The following is an 18,168-nucleotide window of genomic DNA, read 5'->3' on the forward strand; positions in this document are numbered from 1 at the left end:
AGCGGGCGTTTGAGGCTCAGCTTCGTCCCAACAAGGCATCGCGGGCACCATTGATGGCCTGCATCGTGGTGTGCTCGCCGCCGCGGTCGGGGTGGTGAGAGGCTGCGGCTTGCTTCCAGGCGCGGGTCACCGCGGTAACGCTCAAGCGACCGGCCAGGGCCAGCCCGAGCAACTGGCGCGCGCCCAGGGCTTCAAGATCCGGGCTCTTGCCCAGGGGAGAGCGGTCGGCGGCCGCCAGGCCACTGCCTTTGCGTTTGCGCCCCTTGCCACGGCTGGCCTGGGGCCCAGCGGCCTGGCGGCCGAAGCCGAAGCCTTTGCCATTCGGCAAGGTCGACGCTGGCGATGGATCGGCGCCTGAGGCTTTGACCTGGGGCTTTTGGGCGACCAGCTGGTCGCGCCTACTGGAGAGAACCTGGGGCATCATCAGTTCAGGATTTCAGCAATTCGAAGACTCAACAAACTCAGCCGCTCCATCAGTTCAGCTGCTCAACAATTCGCTTACGCAACAGTCTGGTCAAACGAACAGCGCGGTTCAACAGACAGTCTGGGCAAACAACAGGCCAGTCACTCAACAGTTTGCTCAATCCACTGGCCTATCGCCGAACAGCTTGGCCGTTCCATGGTCAACGACGCCTGAACTTCCCGAAATCAGCATCACTCCCCATGGAGCAGGTTGGAGGTTTTTGGCGACCGACCCGCCGTGGCGAGAAAACCATGGCAAAGAAACCATTACGGGGAAACCATGGCGAGAACAAGGGATACTCGGATTGAAGCCCTTCGGCTGCTGCCAGTGAGGTTGTCAGTGAAGTTGTCAATGGAAAGGCTCCGAGTGAACCACCACCCAGAGCCCCTGCCCGAAGGCATCAACATCGTGAAATGCCGATCCGCTCCAATCATGCCCGAGCGCGGCCGGCACACCCTCCGGCGGATTCTGCTTGCCATAGGCCTGGCGGCGGCCTCGGTGCTGGTTCCTTCTGTGGCGGCTCTGGGGTCTGTGGCTTCCATGCCGGCGTCCCCTCTGAAGGCCTCCCCGGAGGCGGCCTCAGACAAGGTTGATTCCGCCAGGCTGAAGGCAGCCTTGGCCCAGCTCGAGCGCTTCACCACCGATCTGCTGCGCCAGACCGGCGTGCCCGGCTTGGCGATTGCCGTGGTTCACGATGATCGCGTTGTTTATCTCAAGGGCTTCGGCGTACGTGAGGTCGGCAAGCCCGGCTCCGTTGATGCCGACACTGTTTTTCAGCTGGCTTCACTCTCCAAGCCCCTGGCTTCCACCGTGGTGGCCTCGGTGGTGGGGGAAGGCGGCCTGAGCTGGGACGAGGCCGTGGTGAAGCGGTTGCCCCAGGCCCGGATCGGTGAGCCGGCCATCGCCGCCAAGGTGACACTCCGCGACCTGCTTTCGCACCGCAGTGGCCTGCCCGACCACGCCGGTGACCACCTCGAAGACATCGGATTTGATCGAGGCACGATTTTTGAGCGCCTGCGCTTTTTGCCAATCGGCAACCGCTTCCGCGCCGACTACGCCTACACCAACTTCGGATTCACGGCCGCCGCTGAGGCGGCCGCCGTTGGTAAAGGTCTGAGCTGGGCTGAGCTTGCCAACCAGCGTCTGTATCGCCCCCTGGGCATGACCCGGAGCAGCTCCAGCCATGCCGACCTGCTGGCTTTCAGCAACCGAGCCGCCCTCCACGCCGCCACAGGTGATGGCTGGGTGGCCCGCTACCAGCGCAACGCCGATGCCCAGGCACCCGCTGGTGGTGCCAGTGCCTCGGTGCGTGATCTGGCCCAGTGGCTGCGGTTGCAGCTGGCCAATGGGCGCGTCAACGGCCGGCAGCTGGTTGCAGCCAGCGCCCTGGCTGAAACCCACCGGCCCCAGTCGATCAGCAAACCGCCGGCCAACCCCGCCGTCGACCATGCCGGGCTCTACGGCCTCGGCTGGAACATCAGCACCACCGATCAAGGAGCGGTTCAGCTGGGGCACTCAGGCGCGTTCAACCTCGGCGCCGCCACAGCCGTCTACCTGCTGCCGCAGCAATCCCTGGGGATCGTCGTACTGAGCAACAGCGCTCCGATCGGCGTGCCCGAAACCATCGCCCTCACCTTCCTCGACCTGGCCACGCTCGGACAGCCTCGCCTCGATTATTTCCCCCTGATCAACCCGGCCTTGAAAACAATCCTTGCGCAGGACTATCCCGCAGTCGTCATGCCTGCTGATCCCCTGCCGCCGCGGCCCGCTTCGGCCTACAGCGGCCGCTATGCCAATGCCTTTTTCGGTCCGATTGCGGTTGTCGCCGAAGCCGGCGGTCTTGTGTTGCAGCTTGGCCCTCAGCCCCTCAACTTTGCGCTCACCCCCCTCAGCGGCGACAGCTTCAGCTATCAGCCCAAGGGCGAAAACGCTGGGGGTCCCAGCACCGTTGTCTTCAGCCCCGGCGCCGATGGCAGGGCCGTCCGGGTTCGGATCGACAATCTCCACACCAATGGCCAGGGGCTGTTCGAGCGGAACTGACCGGGGCCTTCAGGCCTCCATGCGGCTCAGGCCTCCGGGCGGTTGAGCAACTGGAGGATGTGCGCAGCGCTCACGTCGCTGCGGATCACCACCTGGCCGATGCCGGTGGGCAGCACAAAGCGCAGCTGGCCGTCTTTCACCTTCTTGTCGCTCTGCAGGGTGGCCAGCATCGCGCCGGCATCGAGTTTCGGGAGCTGCAACGGCAGGCCCGCCTTGGCGATCACAGCACGCTGGCGGGCCTGGTCGTGGTCTGTCCAGAGGCCCATCGCCACGGCGAGATCGCCGGCGGCCAGCATGCCCAGGGCCACCGCTTCGCCGTGCAGAAACGTTCCATAGCCGCAGAGGGTTTCCACCCCGTGGCCCAGGGTGTGGCCGTAGTTGAGGATCGCCCGCAGACCGCCTTCCCGTTCATCGGCCGCCACCACCCTGGCCTTGGCAGCGGCCGAGCGCTCCAGCAGCGTCTCCAGCAAGAGCGGCCCAACCGCCTCGCGGCTGGAGAGATCGGGGGCCGCCTCCAAGGCGGCGAACAGCTCGGGATCGCCGATCACGCCGTACTTGATCACTTCGGCCATCCCCGCCCGGAATTCCCGGGCCGGCAGGCTGGCCAGGGTGCTCGGATCGATTAGCACCAGGCGGGGCTGGTGGAAGGCGCCGATCAGGTTCTTGCCACCGGGGTGGTTCACCCCGGTCTTGCCACCGATCGCGGCGTCCACCATCGCCAGCAACGTGGTGGGCACCTGAACCACGGCGATACCCCGCAGCCAGGTGGCGGCAGCAAAGCCCGCCATGTCGCCCACCACCCCGCCGCCGAGGGCCACGATCACAGAACCACGCTCCAGCCGGCGCTGGAAGGCGGCGTCGTGGATCAGGGCCACCGTGGCGGGCGTTTTCTGGTCTTCCCCTGCCGGCACTGCTAGCAAGCTGGTCTCGAATCCCGCTCCATTCAGGCCCGCCAGCAGCGGCTCGGCGTACAGGGCCTCCACCGCGGGGTTGCTCACCACCAGCACCTTGCTGCCGGCCTTGAAACCCCGCTTCTGCATTTCGCTTCCGAGCTGGCCGAGGCTGCCGGCGCCGATCACCACCGCATAGGGGTTGCTGGCCAGATCCACCTGGATTTCGCAGAAACCGCCGGGCGTTGGCTCAACGGCCCAGCCGGCAAGCGTGGTGGTCATCGCGGCGAACCCAGGGCGTGAAGGCGAGGCTAGGGCCCCGGTTGCGCGGCATCGCTGCTCCGCCAGCCGGCCAGAACGGCCAGCACCGCCTCCCCGTAGCGCTCCAGCTTGGCGCTGCCGATCCCGCTGATTCCCGCCAGCGCTGAGAGGGTGGCCGGCTGGCTGGCGGCAATCTCCACCAGGGTGCGGTCGTGGAAGACCACGTAGGGCGGCACGGCCTGCTCCCGCGCCTGCTGGCGTCGCCAGTCCTTCAGGGCCGTCAACAGAGCGGCATCGGCCCCGGCCCCTGCTTCGGCTCCGGGCCCTGCTCCGGCTCCGGGCCCTGCTCCGGCAAACGATGGATCGCTGGCCCCATCGCTTGAGCGGGCGGCGGCACGACGACGCTCCTTGCGGGGCGGCGGCAAGGGCAGCTCCAGCCGCCGTTCTCCGCGCAGCAGGGCGCGCACCGACTCCTCGGGGCCCCAGCGCAGGCCGCCATGGCCATCGGGCACGGGTTCGAGCAAGCCTTCGGCCGTGAGCTGGCGCAGCAGGCTGCGCCACTGGCCCTGGTCGAGTTCCTTGCCGATTCCGTACACACTCAACTGCTGGTGACCCAGGGAGCGGAGCCGGGCGGTGCTGGCACCGAGCAACACATCCACCACATGGGCGGCGCCGAAGCGCTGGCCGGTGCGGAACACGGCCGAGAGGGCTTTCTGGGCTGGCACGGTCGCGTCCAGCCGCTCCTGGGGTTCCAGGCAACGGTCGCAGTTGCCACAGGGCAGGGCCAGCGTTTCGCCGAGGTGGGCGAGCAGCACCTGGCGCCGGCAGCCGGCCGCTTCGGTGAAGCCGATCAGCGCTTCGAGCTTGCTGTGCTCCAGGCGTTTCTGGGCGGGCTCGGCGCCGGAGTCGTCGATGAAGCGGCGCAGCTGGGGCACGTCGCCTGCCCCATGCACCATCCAGGCCACTGCTGGCAGTCCGTCGCGGCCGGCGCGGCCGGTTTCCTGGTAGTAGGCCTCCAGACTCTTGGGCAGGTCGACGTGGGCGACGAAGCGCACATCGGGTTTGTCGATGCCCATGCCAAAGGCGATCGTGGCCACCACCACCACCCCGGCCTCACGCCGGAAGCGATCGAGCGCCGCGGCGCGTTGCCCCGCCTCCAGCCCGGCGTGATAAGCCACAGCGTCGTGGCCGGCCGCCCGCAGCTCGGTGGCGAAGCGATCCACCCGGCTGCGCGAGCGGGCGTAGACGATCCCCGCCTCACCGCGGTAGTCGCCGAGGAACGCGAGCAGCTGGGCTTTGGCGTCGTCCTTGTTGCGCAGCAGGTAGCGGATGTTGGGCCGATCGAAACTGGCGGTGAACACCCGTCCCGCCTCCAGGCCCAGCCGCGTCACGATCTCTGCGCGGGTGCGGGGGTCGGCGGTGGCGGTGAGTGCCAGCCGGGGAACGGCGGGGAAGCGGGCCGCCAGCTCGCTGAGCTGCAGGTAGTCGGGGCGGAAGTCGTGGCCCCATTGGGAGACGCAGTGGGCTTCGTCGATGGCGAACAGGGCCAGCTTGTGTTGGCCGAGGCGATCGAGCAGGTCGCCAGCCGCCAGCCGCTCCGGTGAGACGTAGAGCAGATCCAGCTCGTTGCTCTGCAGGGCTCGCCACACCGCTGAACTCTCTTCAGCATTCAGCGACGAATGCAGCGCCGCGGCCCGCACCCCCGCCTGGCGCAGGGCTTCGACCTGGTCTTGCATCAGGGCGATCAACGGTGAGATCACCACCGCCAGCCCCGGCAGACAGAGGGCGGGCACCTGATAACAGAGCGATTTTCCGCCTCCCGTTGGCATCAGCACCAGGGCCGATCCGCCAGCGATCACGTGCTCGACGATCTCCTGCTGCGGGCCGCGAAAGGCGTTGTAGCCGAACACGCGCCGGAGCATTTCCTGCGGGTTGGCCTGTGGCGTGGACGTCACACCTGGATCTCGCACAATGGCTCCATGTCAAGCACTCCAACGCGCGCAGCCGCCCCCCCATCATTCCCCGTTCGCCAGCGGCGGGGCCTGGGGCGGGGGACCATCGCCTGGCTGTTTCTGCTGCCGGCCCTGGTGCTGCTGGCGTTATCGGTGCTGGTGCCGGCCGCCATGGCGCTGCTGATCAGCTTCACCGAAACCGGCCTCGACATGAGTGAGCCGCTGCGGTTCGTGGGGCTGGCCAACGTTCGCCGGCTGCTCAGCGATCCGGTCTTCTTCCAGGTGCTCGGCACCACCTTCCTGTATCTGATCGGCGTGGTGCCACCGGTGGTGCTCGGCTCGCTCACCCTGGCGGTGCTGGTGAACAGGAAGTTGCCGGGGATCCACTGGTTCCGCGCCGCCTTCTACACGCCGGTGCTGGTGTCGATCGTGGTGGCGTCGATCGCCTTCCGCTGGCTCTATGCCGAGAACGGCCTGATCAATGGCTGGCTGGCTGCCCTGCTCGGGAACGACTTCACCCCCATCGGTTTTCTCACCAGCCCATGGCTGGCGCTGCCCTCGGTGATCCTGGTGACCCTCTGGAAGGGCCTGGGTTACTACATGGTGATCTTTCTGGCCGGCCTGCAGGGCATCTCGCCTGAGCTCTATGAAGCGGCGGCCCTCGATGGCAGCGAAGGCTGGCGGCGGCACACGGACATCACCCTGCCGCTGCTGCGGCCCTATCTCACCTTGGTGATGGTGATCTCCTCCATTGCCGCCACCAAGGTGTTCGAAGAGGTGTTCCTGATGACCCAGGGTGGCCCGGCCGACTCGACTCGAACCCTGGTCTATTACGTCTACGACCAGGCCTTCAGCGAGCTGGAGATCAGTTATGCCTGCACCATTGGTCTGGCGCTGTTCCTGATCGTGATGGTGTTCAGCCTGGTGCGCTTCCTGGCAGCTGGTGATCGGGGCCTCACCTGAGCTGGCACGGGGCAGCAGGATGGAGCGGATGCGAAGCTGCTTGATTGCCAGAACACCATGTTGAGCCTGGGCGGGATGAGGCCATGAGCGGCCGCATCGGTGTGGTGGGCGGTGGCCAGCTGGCCCTGATGCTCGCAGAGGCGGCCCGTCCGCTGGGAGTGGAGCTGCACGTGCAGACCCCCAAGGCCGATGACCCGGCCACCCGCCTGGCCACCAGCACGGTGCTGGCCCCCCTTGATGACCCGGAGGGCACACGCACCCTGGCCGCCCGAAGCGATGCGATCAGTTTTGAGAATGAGTGGCTGGATCTTGATCTTCTCGCGGCCCTGGAGGCCGATGGCGTCGCCTTCGTGCCCCGGCTTGAGGCCCTCAGGCCGCTGGTCTCGAAGCGTGAGCAACGGCAGTTGCTGATCCGCCTCAACCTGCCGTCGCCCCGTTGGATTCCCCTGGAGGAGGTGCTCGTTTCTCCTGAACCGCAGGAGGTCAGCCTGGCGGCTGTGCCCCGCTCCGGCCAGGCTCCGCCCTCTTCACCGCCGCTTCCGCCTCCCTCGCCGCGCCTGCCGGAGGGGTTTGATTTCCCGTTGATGGCCAAGGCCGCCACCGGCGGTTACGACGGACGCGGCACCCAGCCGATCACCAACAGCGAAGAACTGAAGGCCCTGCTCCAGCGGGTCGAGCCGGCCGACTGGCTGCTTGAGGAATTTGTGGACTTTGATCAGGAGCTGGCCATCGTGGCTTGCCGTGATCGCCGTGGAACCGTGGCCTGCTTCCCGGTGGTGGAGACCCACCAGCACCAGCGCATTTGCGATTGGGTGCTGGCACCAGCCGCCATCAGCCAGGCCGTGCAGGCCCGGGCCCGCAACGTGGCGGTCTCGCTGCTCACTGCCCTGGATTACGCCGGCGTGCTCTCGATCGAATTTTTCTACGGACCGGCCGGGCTGCAGATCAATGAGCTCGCGCCCCGAACCCATAATTCCGGTCACTACACGATCGAAGCGGCACGCACCAGCCAGTTCGCCCAGCAGGTGCGGATTGTCTGTGGTCAGCCCCTTGGCCCCACCGATCTGAAGCTGCCCGCTGCCCTGATGGTCAATTTGCTGGGCTACGAGAGCTCTGATCGCACTTACCAGAGCGAACGCCAGGCCCTTTCCGCCCTTCCGGGGGCCAGCCTGCATTGGTATGGCAAGCCGGGTTCGACCCCGGGCCGGAAGCTGGGTCACATCACCCTGGCCCTGAAGGAAACGGACCCGGCACAGCGGACCACCGAGGCCGCCAGGCGCCTTAAGCAGGTCAGGGCGTTGTGGCCCCTTCCGGGCGAAAAGGCTTAAGATGATGGTGAGCTGCTGTGTTGGTGACTGCCTTTCACAGTTTTCTGATCTGACTCCCTCTTCGACGTGGGAGGTCTGTCGTGACGGTGCAGTAAGCCGGCCTCGTAGCCGGACACGGATCCCCACTTTGACCTCTCCCCTGGTTCATCCAGGTCGAAACCTGGGGCAAGACGGCACAGCGGTTCACCCCTTTCCTATTTCGGCCTTTTCAAAGCTCAGCCCTCCACTGATCCAAGCTCAGCTCCAGGCTCAGTGGGCCAGCCGGTCGAGTTCCAGCTGCAGGGTCTCTTTGTCCCAGCTGGTCACCACAAACACCTCCTGGGCTGAGCTGGCCCGCCGGGCCACCAGCTTGTAGCCACCGGTGATCGGCGTCGATACCCTCAGCCGCAGGCGGGGGCTGCGTCCCCGTACCCGACAGATCACCGCCGGGGTCACCGTCTCGATGCCGGGTCTGGTCGCCAGGGTTTTCAGCAGCGGAATCAGCCCTTCAAGGTAGGTGCTGTGGGTGATCACCACCCGGCCCATCCCGTTGCCCCACAAAGTCCAACGCTAGCTGGCTTGCCTCAGGCCGGCTCCAGTGGAGCCATGGTGAGGCCCTCGCCGCCGAGTTGCTGGTGGTAGAGCTCGGCCTGTTCTTGCTGACCACACCAGACCACCGCCGAGCCTGATTGATCGATCTGATGGGCCAGCTCCCAGGCCCGATCCGAACCCATTCCGGGAAGGATTTTCACCAGGCATTCCACGACGTGCTGAAACGTGTTCACGTCGTCGTTGAGCACCACCACCTTGAAGTGGGGATAGGGCTGTTGCTGCCGCACCCCCGCGAGGGCTGGCTGGCTACGGGTCGGGGTCGCTGTCGCACTTGCTGTTGCTGTTGCTGGATGGCTGAAGCTGCTGCTGGTTCTGGGCATGGAGGATCGAGGCAGGCCCAAGCCTAGGTAAGCTGCCTCAGCAAGCCAAAAGGGCACCGTTATGTTGATCACCCTGGGTTGGGCTTCTCTCGCCGCCCTGTTCAGCTTCTCGATCGCCATGGTGGTGTGGGGACGCAACGGCGACGGCAGCATCAACTTCTGAGCCGACGCTCCTTCACTTCAGGATGCCTGAGCTCTCCTTCGCTGGATCGACAGCACTCGCTGCGGTGGCCTCGTCTCTTCTGGTTTTCGTCACCGGGGGTGTGGTGTATCTCTCTGTTGTGGAATGGCGTGATCGTCGTCGACGCAACAAAGCCACGCCAAAACGCCGGTGAGCCTGTTGGCTGTTGCTAAGAATTGGAAGCGGCTACCCCGGCTACCCCGCCTCCCCTGGAAGGCGCTCCTGCCGGTGACCACTGTTCTGGTGGTGCTGTTGATTGCACTACCAGCTCTGCAGTTGCAGCGGTTTCCCCGCTCCAACGCCGCCGGTCTTGAGCGGCTGATGAGCGCATCGGCCCTGATCCAGAGCTTTGCGGCTGGTCCCCAGCGTCTGGTGCCGGCCCTTTGGGGCGAGCGACTCGGTCCCAGCCTCGCCCCCCGGCTTTGGGGACGGCAACGGGGCTTCTGGTGGCTGTTCTGGTCGGCCGATGGTGACCAGGCCGAGCCCTTTCTGGCCATGCCGAGCCGGACTTTCGGGGTTGCTCCTTCGGGCCCGTTGCCGGCCAACAGCTTGCGTGTCGATGACCTGGTGGTGGTCGCCCCTGATCCGCTGACCCTGCAAGTGCTTGAAGAGCAGCTGAGTCTCAGCCGGCGCCCTCCCCAGGGTCTGCAGGAGCGTTGTGTTGATCGCTTGCGTTCCGGCCAGGCGGTGGCTTGGACCAACACGGCCATGGCCCAGCTGGCTGGTCCCCTTGCCCCGTTGCTGCAGCGTTATCAGCAGGGCTGCCTCACGCTCGACAGTGACGCTTCGGGACTGCTCTGGCGGGGCGAATCCAGCGCAACGGTGGATCCGATCAGCTCCCCAGTGCCCCTGCCATCGCCGTTGGCTGCGGCCCCAAGCCCTCCCCTGCCCCCCTCCCTGCTGCTTGACGTGCGCGGTGAACGGCTTGACCTGCTGGTTCAGGACCTGTTGACCCGGCAATTAATCCGCGAACCGTTGAGCGAGCGCTACGGGCTCAGCCCTGCGCTCTCGGAGCGCCTGGCTGCGACGCCGTTTGTGTTACGCATCAAGCCCCTGCCGAGCGGCCCGTTTCAGGCCTCTCTGGATCTCCAGCTTGCTGTCGGCAAAGACCGCAGCGCCTGGGATGAATGGTTGCTTCCCCTGAGGGAAGCCCTGCTGGCCCAGGGCCTGACCCTGAAGCTGCCTGGTGAGGCCAAGCCAGCAGACCAGACCCTGCCAGAAGAACAAACCAAGCCTGCAGAACTAACCAAGCAACCGAACCCCGCCAAGCCGGGTCCGCTGCCGCCCCTGATCTGGCAGCGCCAGGACGGAACCGTGGTTGGTGGTTGGCGATGGATCACGGCTGGCGACGCAGCTGCCGCCAATCTGCTGTTTTTTCTGGGGCCACTGCCGTCTGAAGTCCCGCCCCTGATGGCGCCTGTCCCGCCTGGAGTGGCCTTGATCTTGAAGGCCCGCCCTGCAGCGCTCTCCTCCGCTTCACTGCTCCCCCAGGGATTGCCACCCGTGATCAGCCAGGCCGAGCAGCTTGAACTGTTCAGCGCTACAAAACCTAACGCGGACCAGAAGCCAGGGCCGTTGTCCTCGTTGTGGGGATCCCTACAGCTGGCGGAAGATCCCTGAGCGCGCAGATAGAGGTCTTGCGGCCTCGTTCAGCGGCTGGCGCTGGGGGCGGCAGGTTCGCTGCTGGGGCTGGTCTCACTGGCTTCGCTGGCGGCTCCTTCGCCGCTGAGTGCAGGGGTCTCAGTGGCCGCTTTGGCGCTGACCTCTTGCCGCGCCGTCAGTTCCTCAGCCTGGCGCTGGCGTCGCCGCCGATCAGCAGCCACGGTTTCCTCCATCAACTCAACGGCTTGGGCCATCTTCTCGAGATTGCCGGCGTAGAGGCTGAGGTCCTTATCAACGCGCTCTTTGAGCAGGCCCATCGTGGCGCTGATCTCGTGGGCCGACGCCTGCAGCGCTTGGGGCTCCAGGCTGCCTGCCCCTTGGGCTTGTTGCAGCAGGCTGAGCAGGCCAACGGCGAACAGGCGGGAGTAGTGGAAATCAGGGCGTTTGACCTGCTCGAGAACCCCAGCGATGGGTTCAGGTGCTCCCTCGCCCTGCGCTGAGAGCCAGCCTCGGACCTCCTCCAGGCTGTGCTTGCCGACCATTTGAACGGCCGCCTCCCGCTCGCGGCGGAACTCGGCGGCATCGAAGCCAGCCGAGGCGCACAGAGCCACAAACAGTGGCTCTTGCTGCGATTCGGGGCGGTAGCCCTTGGCGAAGCTGTCGAACACCTGGGTTAGGCCGGTGGCGAAGAGCGCATCACGGGCAAACCCCTTCTGGCGGCTGAGCAGGTGGAGCTCGACAAGCAGCTCATCCACCAGGCGCCGATAGAGGGGAGCAATCACATAGGGAAAGGCCTGATGAAAAGCGCGCTTGCTGTCAGCGACGGTGAGACTGGCACCCACACTTGGTTCCCATGATTATCTGGACCATAGCGCCGGGCACACCCCGAGTCGGCGATCGGCCTCGGTAAGATCGAGACACTGTGTTGATGGTTTGCCGATGATCCCGATCGTGATTGAGGATTCGGGCAGGGGCGAGCGCGCCTTTGATATCTATTCCCGTCTGCTTCGAGAGCGGATCATTTTCCTCGGAGAGCCCGTCACCTCGGAGTCAGCGAATCGGGTCGTGGCCCAGCTGCTGTTTCTTGAAGCCGAAGATCCCGACAAAGACATCTACCTCTACGTCAATTCACCGGGTGGATCTGTCTACGACGGTCTCGGTATTTTTGACACCATGCAGCACATCAAGCCTGATGTTCAGACTGTATGTGTCGGATTGGCGGCCAGCATGGGGGCTTTTCTGCTCAATGCTGGCGCCGCAGGCAAGCGCAGCAGCCTGCACCACTCCCGGATCATGATCCACCAGCCCCTCGGTGGTGCCCGCGGCCAAGCCAGCGACATCCGCATTCAGGCCGATGAAATTCTCTTCCTCAAAGACAAGCTGAACCGGGAGCTGGCAGCTCGCACCGGCCAACCGCTTGCACGGATCGAGCAGGACACGGACCGTGACTTCTTCATGTCACCGGAAGAGGCCGTGACCTACGGACTGATCGACAAGGTGATTGAGCGTCGCCCGATCCGGCCAGTCAGTTGAACGGATCGAAATACAGGATTATCTATAACTTTGGCTGGCTTGTGTCATCTAGGGAGTATCATCCAAGATTAAATTAATCCAGATTAGCCGGTCTGGATTGAATTGATCTGGACTGGATTGATTCAAACTTGTTTTAACAGCAAGCTGGTGGGTCAGTCAGTTTGCTCTCCTTTGTTCTTGCCGAGTTTATTGTCTATCAGGTGGCCCTTGCTGCCTTTGAGTTCTTTCCAGAGCTGTCTGATCTCTGAATAGGCATTGTCTTGGCTGACCTTGCCATTACTTTGGAGTCCGACAATCAGCCCCACCCTCTCGGCAAACATCTCAAGATTCTGGTGGAAGGCCACCCGTTCTGGAGTCCAGTCATCGCCGCGGTATTGGCTGAACGACTCCATTGGCGAGTGAGTATTGCTCAAGGTGGATAGGCGATGTATCCCACATTAGTTTGCAAGATACTGAGCTTGATGAACAATAGGTTAAGAAAATAATTCCAATGCAAGCGGAAAGCCTTGGCTTTCCGCCCCACGACCACCACCTTTGCTGGCTTGGCCTTAGCTGGCTTGAAGCAGGGGAGAGAAGCGCTCCTTCTCGGGAATCACGGTGAATTCGGCAACAATGCTGCGCAGTTCATCCCCATCGAGTGTTTCCTTCTCGATCAACAGTTCGACTAGGCGATCCATGCAGGCTCTGTTGCTTTCCACCAAGACGACGGTGTCGCGGTAGCAGCTGTCGACAATCAGCCTGATCTGCTCATCGATCCGCTTTGAGATCGACTCGGAGATGTCACTGCGGGTCATCAGATCGCGGCCCAGGAACACCTCCTGATTGCCACCTTCCAAGGACACCGGCCCAAGATCACTCATGCCGAAACGGGTGACCATCTGGCGGGCCATGCCGGCCACCTGCTGGATGTCACCACCGGCGCCAGTGGTCACCTCGGCATGGCCGAAGACCACGGCTTCTGCAGCTCGCCCGCCCAGGGCTCCCATGATGCGCGAGCGCAGCTGGGCACGGCTGACAAGCATCTGGTCCTCGTCAGGGGAGAACCAGGTGAGGCCCTGGGCCTGGCCGCGGGGAATCAGGGTGACTTTCTGGACGGGGTCATGTTGCTTGACCAGGGTGCCCACCAGGGCATGGCCAACCTCGTGATAAGCGATCAATCGCTTACTGCGTCCATCGGTGAGGGGCTTGCCTTCCATGCCGGCAATGACCCGATCGACCGCATCGTCGATCTCGGCGAGGGTGGTGGCTTCCTTGCGGCGCCTGGCCGTGAGGATGGCTGCCTCATTGAGCAGGTTGGCGAGATCAGCTCCGGTGAAACCTGGCGTGCGTCGCGCGATGGCTTCGAGCGAGACACCTTCAGCGAGCTTCTTGTTGCGGGAGTGGACCTTCAGGATCGACAGGCGTCCCTTGATGTCGGGAGCGTCTACGGACACCTGGCGGTCGAAACGGCCGGGGCGCAGCAGCGCCGAATCGAGCACATCGGGGCGGTTGGTGGCCGCGATGATGATGATTCCGGTATTCCCTTCAAAGCCATCCATTTCAGTGAGCAGTTGGTTCAGGGTCTGTTCCCGTTCATCGTTGCCGCCACCGATGCCGGCACCGCGTTGCCGTCCCACCGCATCGATTTCGTCGATGAAGATCAGGCAGGGGCTGTTCTCCTTGGCGCGTTTGAATAGGTCGCGGACACGGCTGGCGCCGACTCCGACGAACATCTCAACAAATTCAGAGCCTGAGAGCGAGAAGAAGGGAACACCGGCCTCGCCGGCGATTGCCTTGGCCAAAAGCGTCTTGCCGGTTCCTGGCGGCCCCACCAACAGAAGGCCACGGGGGATTTTTGCTCCCACCGAGGTGAACCGCTCGGGCTGTTTCAAAAAGGTGACCACTTCTTCGAGGTCTTCCTTGGCTTCTTCCACGCCGGCGACGTCATCGAATTTGACGCCGGTTTCGGCCTCCATGGCAAAACGGGCCTTGGTTTTACCGAACTGCATGGCCTGGCCAGGACCGCCGGGCATTGAGGAGGAGCGGCGGGCCAGAAAGATCAACGACCCGATCAACAGCAGTGGGAAGAGCAGGTTGCCAAGGATGCCCAAAGCCGGAGGGTTGTTCTTGGGGGGATGGATGTCGAAGCTGATCCCTTGTTGTTTGAGGGTGTTGATCAGCTCGGGTGCCAGCCCGGGCAGGTCAACCCGCAGGCGCTGGACGCGGTTATCGAGTTCAGGGTCGACAGCTTCGATCACGGCGTTGCGGCCGCCGTCATAGATGTCCACGGCTGTGACCCGCCCCGCTTCGACGTAATCGAGGAAGCGGCCATAGCTCATGCGTGCGACGGCGGTGTTGCGGGGGCCAGCCGTTGCCTGCCCCTGGGGAGCGAAACGATCGCCGCCACCACCCCCGGCTCCGTTGCCGAGCACCTGCCAGGCCAGAAACAGCGCTACGGCCAGCGGCAGCAGCCAGAGAGCGATCAGACGCCAGCGCTGATTCATGGAACGACCTTTAATTTTACGAATTGTAAAGCCCTGGCTTGCCGGCCGGGGCCGGTGCCTACTGGACTCTTGGCCTACTCAGTTTGTCACGGGCGGCAGGTTGAATGCCGCTTGGGCGCTGATGCCTGGGGATCGATGTTCAAGCAGGGCGTTTGTCGCCTTCCTCGATCATCAGTTCGGAGGCGGCTACGGTCTCCAGCAGCTCAGGCCCGCCCAGGCCATGGGTCCAGATTTCCAGTTCCGAGCCGAGCGGAGCTTCGAAGCTCAGCAACTCGAAGGGGAACACCACCCGCTCCAGATAAAACTCCTGGGGACCGCAACAGCGCACGATAATCATGCGATCGCTGGTGTTTCGGAAACCGCAGGGAAGGCGGGACACAGTTACAAAGCATCTTCGAATGCTCATCAACCCATCAATGGGCGTGGAGCGTTGGTCGCGATGGCAACCAATCGGCCTTCTTAAGAATTTGTGCTGGCTCAGAGGCTGCGCAGGGCCACGATCGGATCGAGCCGGGCGGCGCGGCGGGCTGGCACCACCCCGAAGAAGAGCCCGATTCCGCCCGAGAGCGCAACGGTGAACACCACGCTGTTCATGGCGATCGCTGCCGGTAAAGGCGTGAAGCGGGCTGCTGCCCCAACAGTGGCCAGTCCCACCGCACTGCCGATCAGGCCACCAAGGCTGGCGAGCACAAGCGACTCGACCAGAAACTGGAGAAGCACATCGCCACTGCGGGCCCCGAGTGCCTTGCGCAAGCCGATCTCCTGGGTGCGCTCACTCACCGAGACCAACATGATATTCATGATGCCGATGCCACCCACCAGCAGGGAGACCCCGCCGATGGCTCCCAGCATCAGGGTCAGGCCGCCGGTGATCGAGCCCACGATCGAGAGCGCATCCTGTTGGGAGCGCACGGCGAAATCGTCCTCCCGCAGGATGCGGTGGCGCTGGCGCAGCAGGTTGGTGATCTGGAACTTGGCCGCTCCGGTACTGGCCTCATTGAGCGCCTCGACGCTGATGAAGGTGAGGCTCACCCCAAAGCGGGTGCGTCCCCCCAACTTGTTGACCATGGTGCTCAGCGGGATGTAGGCAGCCTCGTCCTGATTGCTGCCAAACGCTGCGCCTTTGGGCGCCATCACGCCGATCACCTCGAACGACTGATCACGGATTCGCAGGGTCTGGCCGACGGCGGCTCCGACCGGCAGTAACTTGTCGCGCAGGTCGGGGCCGATCACGGCCACATTGCGGGCGGATGACATGTCATCCGGGCTGAAGAAACGCCCCTGGGCCACCTCAAAGCGGCGCACGGGCAGGAATTCGGGCGTGATCCCCGATACCGACGAATTGACGCTGTTCGAGCCGGCCTGGACCACCTCGTTCAGGGTGATCTGGGGGGCCACGCGGCTGACGCTGGGGACCTGTTCAGCAATGGCGTCGGCATCGTCGAGCACCAGGGTCCGTGGGGGTGCGATTCCTTGCCTGCGGGTATCGTTGCTGCCCGGCACGATGAACAGAACATTGGCGCCGAGGGTGTTGAGCTGGTTTTCCGCCAGGTTCTGGGCGCCCCTGCCGACCCCCACCAGAGTGATCACCGAGGCGTTGCCGATAACGATGCCTAGCATGGTGAGCAGGCTGCGCAGGCGGTTGGCCTTGAGGGTGGTTAGGGCCATCCCCACGGTTTCGGAGAGGGGAAGTTTTGCAGCCATCAATCGCCAAGCAAGGCTCCGGCCGCCATCATGGCCAAGATCAGATCCTGCCGTTCCGGTCGGATGCGGTGTTGTAGCTGCGTGCGCCTCTGTGCACCAGGCCCTCGCGCAGCTCCATGGTTACGAACTCGCCATGGCGCAGGTCGGTGGTGGCGTTGCTGACACCGACGATCACCGGCACTCCAAGCCTCTGGGCGATCACTGCCGCGTGGCTTTCACTGCCCGCGGCCTCGGCAATCACCGCCTTGGCTTTGCGGATCGCGCTGAGGTAGTCGGCCGTGGTTTCGCGCACCACCAGAATCTCGCCGTCGACCAGGCGGGCGGCGGCCTCTGGGCTGGTGGCCACCCGCACCCTGCCGCTGACGGAGCCATGGCCGATTCCTAGCCCCCTGCCCAGCACCGCCCAGACGATGCCCACCTTGACCAGATCCGTGGAGCCGCTCACCCCTGACAAGGTTCCGGCGGTCTGAACCACCAGATCCCCTTCCTTGAGCAGCCCCTGCTCCTGGGCGATGCCCATCGCCAGGGTGAAGGTGCTGGAGGTGGACTCCTGGTTGTCGATCAGCAGGGGGTTCACGCCCCAGACCATCTGGAGCTGGCGGGCCACATTCACATCGCTGGTGATCGCCAGGATGGTGGTGCAGGGCCGGAACTTGCTGACGTTTCTGGCGGTGGCGCCGCTCTTGGTGAGGGGCAGGATCGCTGCGGCCCTCAACTGGCGGGCAATCGTGCTCACCGCTTGGCTGATCGCGTTGGGAATGGTGCTGGCCAGGTGGCTGTCCACGGGGCGGCTGGGATAGTCACGCTCGATCCGGCAGGCGATCCGCGCCATCGTGGCCACCGCCTCCACCGGGTAGTCGCCCACGGCCGTTTCGTTCGAGAGCATCACAGCGTCAGTGCCGTCGAGAATGGCGTTGGCCACGTCACTCACCTCGGCGCGGGTGGGGCGGGGGCAGCTGGCCATGCTGTCGAGCATCTGGGTGGCCGTGATGATCGGGATGCCGAGCGAGTTGGCCTTGCGGATCAATTCCTTCTGCAACAGCGGCACTTCCTCCGCTGGCATCTCAACGCCCAGATCGCCCCGGGCCACCATGACGCCGTCACAGAGGGGCAAGATCTGATCGATCTGATCGATCGCCTCGAACTTCTCGATCTTGGCGATCACCGGAGTGGTGTGGCCGTGGCTGTTGATCAGGTCGCGGATCTCCTGCATGTCCGAGGGGTTGCGCACGAAGCTGAGCGCCACCCAGTCGACACCCTGTTGCAAGCCGAAGGCCAGATCGTGGCGGTCCTTGTCGGTCAGGGCACGGATCGAGAGCTGGACATCGGGGAAGTTCACACCTTTGTTATTGGAGAGCACACCGCCCACCACCACGGTGCAATGCAGGGTTTGCTGGAGCTTGTCGACCCGGTCGACGACCATCTCGACTCGGCCGTCGTCGAGCAAGATGCGGCTGCCCTCCATCACCTCAGCGGAGAGTTTGTTGTAGGTGACGGTGGCGATCTCCTGGGTGCAGGCCACATCGCGTGAGGTGAGGTCGAAACTGACGCCATTGGCCAGGGTGATTGGCCCGCCGATGAAGCGACCCAGACGGATCTTGGGCCCTTGAAGATCCTGGAGAATGCCGACGTGAATGCCCAGCTCATGGGCCACCTGGCGGATGGTGGCGATGCGCAGGGCATGCTCGGCGTGGTCGCCGTGGGAAAAGTTCAGCCGGAAGGTGGTCGCGCCGGCATGGATCAACTGGCGGAGTCGCTCGGGTGATTCCGTGGCGGGACCGATGGTGGCCACGATCTTGGTGCGTCGCGACAGATCGGGTTGGGCCATCGGGGGGGCCAAATGTTAAGCGGAAACTA

Annotated in this window: 17 protein-coding genes and 1 other RNA gene; 7 read left to right on the plus strand and 11 right to left on the minus strand. The window is 64.3% G+C overall.

Annotation, left to right across the window (positions count from 1 at the left end; genetic code table 11):
- Nucleotides 1–16: 16 nt before the first annotated feature.
- Nucleotides 17–424 carry a molecular chaperone DnaJ gene (locus BM449_RS12720; protein ID WP_233830755.1) on the minus strand — a complete coding sequence of 136 codons (408 nt, stop codon included), beginning with the start codon at nucleotides 422–424 and terminating at the stop codon, nucleotides 17–19.
- A 579-nt stretch (nucleotides 425–1,003) separates the two neighbouring features.
- Here BM449_RS12720 and BM449_RS12725 point away from each other — a divergent pair.
- Nucleotides 1,004–2,503: a serine hydrolase gene (locus tag BM449_RS12725; RefSeq protein WP_120352862.1), complete on the plus strand. Its 1,500-nt coding sequence runs from the start codon at nucleotides 1,004–1,006 to the stop codon at nucleotides 2,501–2,503.
- Between the two features lie 26 nt (nucleotides 2,504–2,529).
- Here the strand turns inward: BM449_RS12725 and aroB are convergent, their stop codons facing one another.
- Nucleotides 2,530–3,675, minus strand: a complete 1,146-nt coding sequence (aroB, locus tag BM449_RS12730) for a 3-dehydroquinate synthase (protein WP_071801531.1) — start codon at nucleotides 3,673–3,675, stop codon at nucleotides 2,530–2,532.
- Nucleotides 3,676–3,704: 29 nt separating this feature from the next.
- Nucleotides 3,705–5,609 (minus strand): DNA helicase RecQ, encoded by a 1,905-nt coding sequence (recQ, locus tag BM449_RS12735; RefSeq protein ID WP_233830758.1) that lies wholly within the window; start codon nucleotides 5,607–5,609, stop codon nucleotides 3,705–3,707.
- A 24-nt stretch (nucleotides 5,610–5,633) separates the two neighbouring features.
- Between recQ and BM449_RS12740 the strand changes: the two genes are divergently transcribed.
- The 3 genes from BM449_RS12740 to ssrS all read left to right on the plus strand — a co-directional run bounded on the left by BM449_RS12740 (nucleotide 5,634) and on the right by ssrS (nucleotide 8,086).
- Nucleotides 5,634–6,569: a sugar ABC transporter permease gene (locus BM449_RS12740; protein WP_083544678.1), complete on the plus strand. Its 936-nt coding sequence runs from the start codon at nucleotides 5,634–5,636 to the stop codon at nucleotides 6,567–6,569.
- Between the two features lie 83 nt (nucleotides 6,570–6,652).
- Nucleotides 6,653–7,897, plus strand: coding sequence for a 5-(carboxyamino)imidazole ribonucleotide synthase (locus tag BM449_RS12745; RefSeq protein WP_071801533.1), 1,245 nt, complete (start codon nucleotides 6,653–6,655; stop codon nucleotides 7,895–7,897).
- A gap of 6 nt (nucleotides 7,898–7,903) precedes the next feature.
- Nucleotides 7,904–8,086, plus strand: a non-coding RNA gene (ssrS, locus tag BM449_RS12750) — 6S RNA.
- 60 nt (nucleotides 8,087–8,146) lie between these two features.
- Here ssrS and BM449_RS12755 read toward each other — a convergent pair.
- Complete coding sequence (locus BM449_RS12755) at nucleotides 8,147–8,422, minus strand: DUF2103 domain-containing protein (protein WP_071801534.1); 276 nt, start codon at nucleotides 8,420–8,422, stop codon at nucleotides 8,147–8,149.
- Between the two features lie 38 nt (nucleotides 8,423–8,460).
- Nucleotides 8,461–8,808, minus strand: a complete 348-nt coding sequence (gene clpS, locus BM449_RS12760; RefSeq protein ID WP_071801535.1) for an ATP-dependent Clp protease adapter ClpS — start codon at nucleotides 8,806–8,808, stop codon at nucleotides 8,461–8,463.
- Between the two features lie 61 nt (nucleotides 8,809–8,869).
- Between clpS and petN the strand changes: the two genes are divergently transcribed.
- Nucleotides 8,870–8,971, plus strand: a complete 102-nt coding sequence (petN, locus tag BM449_RS12765) for a cytochrome b6-f complex subunit PetN (RefSeq protein WP_071801536.1) — start codon at nucleotides 8,870–8,872, stop codon at nucleotides 8,969–8,971.
- A 246-nt stretch (nucleotides 8,972–9,217) separates the two neighbouring features.
- Nucleotides 9,218–10,609 carry a hypothetical protein gene (locus BM449_RS12770; protein WP_071801537.1) on the plus strand — a complete coding sequence of 464 codons (1,392 nt, stop codon included), beginning with the start codon at nucleotides 9,218–9,220 and terminating at the stop codon, nucleotides 10,607–10,609.
- A gap of 29 nt (nucleotides 10,610–10,638) precedes the next feature.
- Here BM449_RS12770 and psb29 read toward each other — a convergent pair whose 3' ends face one another.
- Complete coding sequence (psb29, locus tag BM449_RS12775) at nucleotides 10,639–11,433, minus strand: photosystem II biogenesis protein Psp29 (protein WP_071801538.1); 795 nt, start codon at nucleotides 11,431–11,433, stop codon at nucleotides 10,639–10,641.
- Between the two features lie 97 nt (nucleotides 11,434–11,530).
- Here psb29 and clpP point away from each other — a divergent pair, with 97 nt between their 5' ends.
- Nucleotides 11,531–12,124 (plus strand): ATP-dependent Clp endopeptidase proteolytic subunit ClpP, encoded by a 594-nt coding sequence (clpP, locus tag BM449_RS12780; protein WP_071801539.1) that lies wholly within the window; start codon nucleotides 11,531–11,533, stop codon nucleotides 12,122–12,124.
- A 152-nt stretch (nucleotides 12,125–12,276) separates the two neighbouring features.
- On the opposite strand, the gene BM449_RS12785 is transcribed toward clpP, so the two are convergent.
- From BM449_RS12785 to pyk, 5 genes are all read right to left on the minus strand, one after another.
- Nucleotides 12,277–12,537, minus strand: coding sequence for a hypothetical protein (locus BM449_RS12785; protein WP_259728643.1), 261 nt, complete (start codon nucleotides 12,535–12,537; stop codon nucleotides 12,277–12,279).
- Between the two features lie 135 nt (nucleotides 12,538–12,672).
- The gene (gene ftsH, locus BM449_RS12790) at nucleotides 12,673–14,607 is read right to left on the minus strand and encodes an ATP-dependent zinc metalloprotease FtsH (protein WP_071801541.1); all 1,935 of its coding nucleotides are present in this window, start codon (nucleotides 14,605–14,607) and stop codon (nucleotides 12,673–12,675) included.
- Nucleotides 14,608–14,746: 139 nt separating this feature from the next.
- Nucleotides 14,747–15,013 carry a DUF1830 domain-containing protein gene (locus tag BM449_RS12795; protein ID WP_071801542.1) on the minus strand — a complete coding sequence of 89 codons (267 nt, stop codon included), beginning with the start codon at nucleotides 15,011–15,013 and terminating at the stop codon, nucleotides 14,747–14,749.
- 71 nt (nucleotides 15,014–15,084) lie between these two features.
- Nucleotides 15,085–16,311 carry an ABC transporter permease gene (locus tag BM449_RS12800; RefSeq protein ID WP_071801543.1) on the minus strand — a complete coding sequence of 409 codons (1,227 nt, stop codon included), beginning with the start codon at nucleotides 16,309–16,311 and terminating at the stop codon, nucleotides 15,085–15,087.
- A gap of 40 nt (nucleotides 16,312–16,351) precedes the next feature.
- Nucleotides 16,352–18,139, minus strand: coding sequence for a pyruvate kinase (pyk, locus tag BM449_RS12805; protein WP_071802277.1), 1,788 nt, complete (start codon nucleotides 18,137–18,139; stop codon nucleotides 16,352–16,354).
- Nucleotides 18,140–18,168 lie beyond the last annotated feature (29 nt).

The sequence above is a fragment of the Synechococcus sp. SynAce01 genome (assembly GCF_001885215.1).
Classification (GTDB): Bacteria; Cyanobacteriota; Cyanobacteriia; order PCC-6307; family Cyanobiaceae; genus Regnicoccus; species Regnicoccus frigidus.